This window comes from Amycolatopsis sp. M39 (assembly GCF_001651785.1).
GTDB classification, from domain to species: domain Bacteria; phylum Actinomycetota; class Actinomycetes; order Mycobacteriales; family Pseudonocardiaceae; genus Amycolatopsis; species Amycolatopsis rubida.
In genome coordinates, this window is the sequence record NZ_LWSF01000046.1 from 23,314 (window position 1) to 29,738 (window position 6,425).

Consider the following 6,425-nt stretch of genomic DNA (forward strand, 5'->3'; position numbering starts at 1 on the left):
CCTAGTTTTGCGCGAGAATCGGGACCATGACCACGACGAGCCGTCGCCTGGAGACACTGGCGTTGCTGCAGGCGCGCCCTGGCATCTCCGCCACCGACCTCGCGGCCCGGCTCGGCGTCGCCGAGCGCACGACGCGGCGCGACATCGCTCAGCTGCGCGAACTCGGCTATCGCATCGACGGTGAACCGGGCCGGGCCGGCGGCTATCGGCTGGCGCACGGCACTGCGATGCCGCCGCTGCTGCTGGACGCCGACGAGGTCGCCGCGGTCTCGCTCGGCCTGCAAACGGCAGTGACGGTCGACGGGCTGGAAACCGCCACAGTGACCGCGCTGGCCAAGCTGACCCAGGTGGTGCCGACGCGCTGGCAGACCCGGCTAGCCGCGCTCGCGGAGGTGGAATCGTTACCGGGCAAGCCTTTCCGGCAGGCGGCACGGGACATTCTGGTGCCGATCGCGTTGGCTTGCCGGGCTGGCGAAGCGGTCCGGATCCGGCATCGAGCCGTGGCCGCTCCGTCGGCGAAACCCGTTGATGTGCAGCCTTATCGGCTCATCACGGTCCGGCGGCAGTGGTATCTCGTCGCTTGCCCGCGCGGGACCAGCGAATGGAAAACCTTTGCGGTAGAAAGAATCGAGGCGGTCCAGCCGCTCGGGATCAAGCTGCCCGCGCCGGAACCACCGTCCACTGTGGCCGATCTGATCACGAACGCGGGCTGGCGGCATCGCGTCCGGGTCCAGATGCGCACGTCCGCAGATCTGGTGCGGGAACTTGTCGACCCGGGCGTCGCCACCGTGGTCGAGGACGGCGACGAGTGCGAACTCCGGTTCGGCACCGACGATCTCGACTGGGCCGCGCGCTGGCTGGCTTACCTGGACGTGGATTTCGACGTGCTGGAACCGCCCGCGCTCACCGATCGTTTGCACGCCTTCGGCGCTTGGCTGGCTGACCGCTACGTCACCACTCCGCCGGACTGATCGCCGGAGTCTCCGCGCGATAAGCCTCGATCACGATCCGCGCCGCCCGCCGGGACTTGGCGACGACCTGCTCCGTGGGATAGCCGAGCCATTGGTGGACGCCGTTGAGGTAGAAATCGCCGTAGCCGTAGGCCTGGGTGTGGAGCTGCTCCATCAGTTCCAGCGCGATAGCCGGATCCGGCGCGATCGCGAGGCAGCGCAGCAGCGACGCGTCGATCAGTTCACGGCGGGCCTCGTGCAGTTCGGCGTATTGCGCGCCAGTCAGCTCGGCGGCGAAGAAGACGTGCAGCCCGATCCGGGTGTCGATGAGGAACTTGGTGTGCGCGGCGGCGACGGCGGCCAGCGCGGCACCGTCGTCGGTCTCGGCGGCGGCTGCTTCGTCGGCGAGTTCGCGAAGCCGGCGCGCCGCGACCGTGCCGACTGCGGCCAGCAACGCGGCGCGGTCCGGGAAATGCCGGTATGGCGCGGCGGCGGAGACCTTCGCCCGGCGCGCGGCTTCGGCGACCGAGAACCCGGTGATCCCGTTTTCCGCGATGAGGTCGAAAGCCACGCGCACGAGTTCGGCGCGCAGATTGCGGTGGTGGTACTGCGCCGCCATGCCGTGTGTCACACCCGATCGTGGTCGCGTCGAGGAATAAGCCGAGGTCCACGCTAGTCTATGTAAGAGGGTTCTTACATCGACTTTGTCCCGGCCGGACGGGACACCCAGGAGGGCTTCATGACCACGACCACCTCCGCCATCGCCGCCCCGGCGCCGGGCGGACCGCTCGCGCCGACGACGATCGAGCGCCGCGACCTGCGGCCCGGCGACGTGCTCATCGACATCGCCTACGCCGGCATCTGCCACAGCGACCTGCACCAGGTCAACCAGGACTGGGGGACCGCGATCTTCCCGATGGTGCCGGGCCACGAGATCGCCGGCGTGGTCGCCGCGGTCGGCTCGGACGTCACGAAGTACCAGGTCGGCGACCGGGTCGGGGTCGGCTGCATGGTCGATTCGTGCGGCGAATGCGAGTACTGCCGCGCCGGATCCGAGCAGTTCTGCGTCAAGGGCAACGTGCAGACGTACAACGGGGTCGGCTTCGACGGCGAGAACACCTACGGCGGATACAGCCGCCAGATCGTGGTGAAGGACGCGTTCGTCTGCCGGATCCCGGAAGGCATTTCCCTCGACGTGGCCGCGCCGCTGCTGTGTGCGGGCATCACCACGTACTCGCCGTTGCGCCGATGGGGTGCGGGACCGGGCAAGAAGGTCGCCGTCGTCGGGCTCGGCGGGCTCGGGCACATGGCGGTCAAGCTGGCCGTCGCGATGGGCGCGGACGTCACCGTGCTCAGCCAGAGCCTGAAGAAGCAGGAAGACGGGCTTCGGCTCGGCGCGAAGGACTACTACGCGACCGGCGACGAGTCGACCTTCGAGACGCTCACCGGCCGGTTCGACGTCATCCTCAACACCGTGTCGGCGAAGCTGCCGGTCGACGCCTACCTCAGCCTGCTGCGCGTCGGCGGCGCGATGGTGAACGTCGGCGCCCCGGGGGAACCGTTGGAGTACAACGTCTTCTCCCTGATCGGTGGCAACCGCGTGCTGGCCGGTTCGATGATCGGCGGCATCGCGGAAACCCAGGAGATGCTGGACTTCTGTGCCGAGCACGGCGTCGGCGCGGAGATCGAGACGATCAGCGCGGACCAGGTGAACGAGGCGTACGCGCGGGTCGAGAACAGCGACGTACGGTACCGCTTCGTGATCGACGCCGCGACGATCGGCGCGTAGCGGCTCGTGAGTGTTTGCCGCGGTTCTGACCGCGGCAAACACTCACGAGTGTCACATCACCATGGTCCGATTACCGTGCACCAGAACTCGCCCTTCGAGGTGCCAGCGCAGGCCGCGCGCGAGCGTCACCTTTTCGATGTCCCGGCCCTTGCGCACCAGGTCCTGCACCGAATCGCCGTGGTCGACGCGGATGACGTCCTGTTCGATGATCGGCCCGGCGTCCAGATCCGCGGTGACGTAGTGGCAGGTCGCGCCGACGAGCTTCACTCCGCGCGTGTGCGCCTGGTGATACGGCTTCGCGCCGATGAACGACGGCAGGAAGCTGTGGTGGATGTTCAGCGCGCGTCCGGTCCACGCCGCGCACAGTTCCGCGGGCAGGACCTGCATGAACCGCGCCAGCACGATCGCGTGCGGGTCGTGTGCGTCGACCAGTTCGCGGACCTTGGCGAACGCGGCCGCCTTGCCGTCCGGGTCGCCTGCCGGGAACGGCACGTGGTGGAAGGGGATCCCGTGCGCGCGCGTGATGTCCGCGAGCGAATCGTGGTTGCCGATCACCGCGGCGATGTCCACGTCCAGCTCACCGGAGGCGACCCGGCCGAGCAGGTCGTAGAGGCAGTGCCCGGCCTTCGACACCAGCACCACGGCGCGCGGGCGCTCGCCGGTGTCGCGCACCTGCCAGCTCGACTCGGCGGACAGTTCGTTCGCGACCTCGCTGAACCGCTCGCGCAACCCCTGGGCGTCGAACGGCAGCGAATCGGCGCGGACGACCTGGCGGGTGAAGAACCAGCCCGAGTCGGGATCGGTGTGATACGCCGCCTCGACGATCATTCCGCCGTGGTCGGCGAGGAAGCCCGAGATGCGGGCGATGATGCCGGTGCGGTCGGGACAGCCGAAGGTGAGCACGTAACGCTGGGGATCTGACACCCACCCATTCTCGTCGCCTGCTGGTCAGGGTGCGGCGAGGGGCTCCAGAAGGGTGGCGTCGCCGACGTTCTCGGCGTGGTTCGGCCGGCCCCACAGCGCGCGGTAGACGTCGTCGGCCGGTCCGGTGAGCGTGAGATCCGGGACGCCTTCGCCCAGCGCGGGCGGCTGGCCGGCGTGCAGCAGAACGGTCCAGGTCCGGGTGTCGGTGCTGACCTGGACGATCCCGTCGCGGCAGCTTGGCCGGCCGCGGCGCGGGCTCAGGAAGGCGAGGAACTCGTCGATGCCGTCCTCGGCGAATTCCGTGCGGTACCGGGTGACCGGCGGCGACGGCAGGGCGCTTTCCGCATCGAGCCGGTGGATGGCGAACTCGTGCGCGAGCCGGCGCGTCCAATCGCCGACGGTGATCGGACCACCGTGCGGGAAAGGCGAGCGCAGCGGGGTTTCCGCCGGACGGCGCAGGGCTTCGCGGACGGCCATCCGTTCGCCGTCCCAGCGGCCGAGCGTGTCTTCCCAGGTGCTTGCGCGCGGTGACTCAGCATTCCGGTCGGTGAACGCAGCGACCGCGTACGAGAGCACCGTCGTCAGGTGCGTCACCAGGTCCCGCACTGTCCACTCCGGACAGTTCAGGACCGGCGCGGCCGGACCCGCGGCGAGCGTCGCGGCCTTGATCCGGTCGGCGTGGATGTCGATCGCTTCCAGCAGCCGTGGCGCGTCCATGCACTGACCGTAGCCTGCGCACCCGCGCTCGCTGGCCGAATTCGATGAGCACGACCAGCAGCAGCCCGAGCAGGAACGACAGCAGCAGGCCGTACACCGGACGGTCGGCGAACGCGGCCCCGCCGGCGAGCCCGACCAGCGCGCTGTACACCGACCACAGCGCCGCGCCCGCGGCGTCGAGCGGCACGAACCGGCGCAGCGGATAGCCGAGGCTTCCGTTGGCCAGCGCGCTCGCGACGCGTCCGCCGGGCAGGTAGCGCGCGGCGACGATCAGCAGCGGCGCTTGTCTGCGCACCTGGTCGCGGGCCCATTCGTAGCGTTGCCGTCCGGAAGGCCCGCGCTGCAGCCAGGCGACGGCACGCGGCCCGGCGGCGCGGCCGACGGCGTAGCCGAGACAGTCGCCCGCCCACGCCCCGGCGGCGGACACGACGACCAGCAGCGCGAGCCTGCCCGGGTCCGGTCCGATCAGGACGGCGACGGTCACCACGGTCGTTTCGCTCGGCATGAACGGGAGCAGCGCGTCCAGTCCGGCGATCGCGAACACGAGCACCCACAGCCAGGGCGAGCCGAGCGTGCCCCGGATCAGCTCGGTGACGTGTTCCAGCAGTTCCACCCGCTCATCGTCAGCACTGAAGGTCACCAAGGGATGACCCAGCGGGGTGCGGGTGGTGAACAGGTGGGTTCAGCGCGGCGCGACGCTCTCCCAGGCCACGGTCAGCTCGCCGAGCCTGCGCCGGTCCGGATTGCCGATAACCGGCCAGCCGCGGTCGGCGAGCATGGCGACGGTGGTCGTCCAGCGGGCGCGCACGCCGAAGGACCGGTGCGGCGCGGCGGCCGCCCAGCATTCGTCCAAAGTAGACATCAAGGCGTGCACGCGTTCGCCGGGAACGTTGCGGTGGATGAGGATCTTCGGTAGCCGTTCGGCCACTGTGGACGGACGGTCGAGTTCGGCGAGGCGAAGCGACAGGGTCAGCGTGCGCGGACCGCCTGCCCCGACCACGACCCACGTGACCAGCCTGCCGATCTCGTCGCAGGTGCCTTCGACCAGCAGGCCCTCCGGCGGCATCGCGTCGAGCATCAGCTGCCACGCGCCCGGGACCTCGGCCGCGGCGTATTGGCGGAGCACGTTGAACGCGCGCACCAGGACCGGTCGCGTCCCGGCCAGCTCGAAGCCGCCGCGCCGGAAGTCGAGCCGGGGCGGATCAGCGGCGGGCAGAGCGGCGGCGACACGCTCCGGGTCGAGTTCGAGCCCGAGCACCCGGACGTCCGGCCGCACGCGTGCCAGCCAGCGGGCCAGTTCGACGGTCGTGACCGGCGACGCTCCGTAGCCGAGATCGACGACAAGGGGACTCTCGCCGCGCCGCAGCAGCCGCGTGACGCCCGGGTCGCTCGCGAGCCAGCGGTCGACCCGGCGCAACCGGTTGGTATTGGTGGTGCCCCTGGTCGGGGCTCCCACCGGGGTCAGGCGTGCTCGGCCAGCCACTGCGCGGTGAACTCGTCCTCGCGCCGCAGCAGGTTGACCACCTGCTCGGAGACGAACTCCTCGATCCGGCCGCCGAAGAGGGGGATGCGCACCACGACCTCGCCGGTGGTGCGGAGGAGGACCTTGCCGTCCTTGGGGGAGAGGTAGGTCGAAGCGCCGATCTCGCCGGGGACGCCGCCTACGCCGACGTCGGACCGGCCGGTGTACTCGTCGCCGGACCGCTTCCAGGTCTGGGTGCGGTTGACGATGATGTCGCCTTTGTGCAGGGCGCGGACGGCTTGGGGGAGTTTGGCCGCCTTGATGCCGTGCTGGAGTTCGTAACGGACGGAGTCGCCTTCGGCGGTGTAGGCGAGGAGTTTGGCGTCGTCGCCGCCTAGCGCTTCCAGGCGTGCTTGGAGTGCTTCCTCGCCTGCTACTGCGGTGAAGACGTTTTCGAGCGAGCCGGTGAATTCGCCGCGGTGCTCGATCCGGGATCCCATGAAACGGACAGTACCGGGTGGGTGGGGGGTGGGGGGGCTCGTCGCCTGGGGGCGACATTGGCCTGGTTGCTGGTGTGGGGCAC

8 protein-coding genes are annotated in these 6,425 nt (G+C 70.0%); 2 read left to right on the top strand and 6 right to left on the bottom strand.

What is annotated here, in order from left to right; translation table 11 throughout:
* Positions 1 to 26: 26 nt before the first annotated feature.
* Positions 27 to 971 carry a YafY family protein gene (locus tag A4R44_RS44275; protein ID WP_067595473.1) on the top strand — a complete coding sequence of 315 codons (945 nt, stop codon included), beginning with the start codon at positions 27 to 29 and terminating at the stop codon, positions 969 to 971.
* Here A4R44_RS44275 and A4R44_RS44280 read toward each other — a convergent pair.
* Positions 952 to 1,569, bottom strand: coding sequence for a TetR/AcrR family transcriptional regulator (locus A4R44_RS44280; protein ID WP_093571952.1), 618 nt, complete (start codon positions 1,567 to 1,569; stop codon positions 952 to 954). The genes A4R44_RS44275 and A4R44_RS44280 overlap by 20 nt on opposite strands.
* 120 nt (positions 1,570 to 1,689) lie before the next feature.
* On the opposite strand from A4R44_RS44280, the gene A4R44_RS44285 reads away from it, so the two are divergent.
* Positions 1,690 to 2,739 (top strand): NAD(P)-dependent alcohol dehydrogenase, encoded by a 1,050-nt coding sequence (locus A4R44_RS44285; RefSeq protein ID WP_067595478.1) that lies wholly within the window; start codon positions 1,690 to 1,692, stop codon positions 2,737 to 2,739.
* Positions 2,740 to 2,790: 51 nt separating this feature from the next.
* Here A4R44_RS44285 and purU read toward each other — a convergent pair whose 3' ends face one another.
* From purU to A4R44_RS44310, 5 genes are all read right to left on the bottom strand, one after another.
* The gene (gene purU / locus A4R44_RS44290; protein ID WP_067595480.1) at positions 2,791 to 3,642 is read right to left on the bottom strand and encodes a formyltetrahydrofolate deformylase; all 852 of its coding nucleotides are present in this window, start codon (positions 3,640 to 3,642) and stop codon (positions 2,791 to 2,793) included.
* Positions 3,643 to 3,687: 45 nt separating this feature from the next.
* A complete protein-coding gene (locus tag A4R44_RS44295; protein ID WP_232792069.1) occupies positions 3,688 to 4,290 on the bottom strand; it encodes a maleylpyruvate isomerase family mycothiol-dependent enzyme in 603 nt (200 codons plus the stop codon).
* Complete coding sequence (locus tag A4R44_RS44300; RefSeq protein WP_067595482.1) at positions 4,196 to 4,993, bottom strand: DedA family protein; 798 nt, start codon at positions 4,991 to 4,993, stop codon at positions 4,196 to 4,198. The genes A4R44_RS44295 and A4R44_RS44300 overlap by 95 nt, the downstream gene beginning before the upstream one ends.
* Before the next feature lie 69 nt (positions 4,994 to 5,062).
* Positions 5,063 to 5,863 carry a methylase gene (locus A4R44_RS44305; protein WP_067595484.1) on the bottom strand — a complete coding sequence of 267 codons (801 nt, stop codon included), beginning with the start codon at positions 5,861 to 5,863 and terminating at the stop codon, positions 5,063 to 5,065.
* Positions 5,842 to 6,342, bottom strand: a complete 501-nt coding sequence (locus tag A4R44_RS44310) for a DUF2505 domain-containing protein (protein WP_067595485.1) — start codon at positions 6,340 to 6,342, stop codon at positions 5,842 to 5,844. The genes A4R44_RS44305 and A4R44_RS44310 overlap by 22 nt, the downstream gene beginning before the upstream one ends.
* Between the last annotated feature and the right edge of the window lie 83 nt (positions 6,343 to 6,425).